1 protein-coding gene is annotated in these 1,197 nt (G+C 33.2%); it reads right to left on the bottom strand.

Annotated elements, in window-relative coordinates; genetic code table 11:
- On the bottom strand, positions 1-1,197 hold a 1,197-nt coding region (locus tag CS884_RS00020; RefSeq protein WP_374220156.1), incomplete at both ends, for a VirB4-like conjugal transfer ATPase, CD1110 family.

Here is a 1,197-nt window from a genome sequence, read left to right as displayed (position 1 = left end):
ACTTTGCTGAAACTTTAATAACTTCTCCATTAAATTGTTTTACAAGGTTTGAATACTCGCCTTCAGGATCACAAATAATTACATCATCGTCTGTTACAAGAATTGCATTTGCCATCTCTCTCTTTGCTGAAAAAGATTTACCAGAACCTGGTGTTCCTAATATTAGTCCGTTAGGGTTCTTCAGTTTCTTCCTATCTGCCATAATCAGGTTTTGGCTAAGGGCATTTAATCCATAGTACAAAGAATTTGCCGAATCAATAAATAGCTCTTCTGTTGTAAAAGGCATAAATACTGCCGTTGATGATGAAGTTAAAAATCTTTTTATCTCGACTTGGTTAACTCCAAGAGGTAAGACAGAAACAAGTCCTTGCTCTTGTTGGTGAGATAATCTTTTTACCTGACAATTATGTCTGTTAGCAATTGATGAGATTTGAGCAATAGTGTTTTCTAATTTTTGATTAGTCTTTGCAAAATTCATCATTACTATGGATACTACAAAGAGCCTTTCATCTCTATTTTGTAAGTCAGATAACATGGACTTAACGTCAGCACCAAAAGTATTTATATCTGAAGGAATAATATCCATATCATATCCTGCTCGAACTGCTTTCTTTTGTTCTTCGATTTTCATTCTGTCTAGGTCTGTGTTCTTTCTCTTAATAAGTTTAATAGCTTCTGCTTGTTCAACTACATCTATATGAAAAGCTACATAAATATTGTCATCAATATCTAAAAACTCAGATAACATTCTGTCTGATAACTCACTTGCAAGTATTTGAAAATGGCTTACAGCTCCAATGAATTTCCCAAATTTAAAATTATTTGCTGGTGCAAAATTAAAGATATTGGGAGTTATATGTGATTTTGTAGACTCTTTCTTCTTCAAATCTTTATATGAAAAACCAAAGTTCTTGTCTGGATTTAACATATCGTGAACAAGTCTTAGCCTTTCTTCGCCATCAAGGCTTTCTGCTCTTACTCCCATAGATTTAAAGTTAGATAAAATATCTACTTCAAGTCTATTTAACTTTGCTCTTGCTTGCTCTAGGTTATCTGCTTCTGTGGTAAAAGTTATATACTTCATCTTTTTAAGTCCGTTATTGCCCTTTGCAAGTTGAAGCTTTAACATCTCCCTAAACTCTTTTCTTACATCGTCATAGAAGTCTCCCTTATCAGCAATTTTAATTGCATCTTGTA

This window comes from Anaerococcus sp. Marseille-P3625, from assembly GCF_900232825.1.
Lineage (GTDB): Bacteria > Bacillota > Clostridia > Tissierellales > Peptoniphilaceae > Anaerococcus.
Note: the sequence above shows the minus strand (reverse complement) of the source record. Positions and strands in the feature narration are given on the sequence as shown.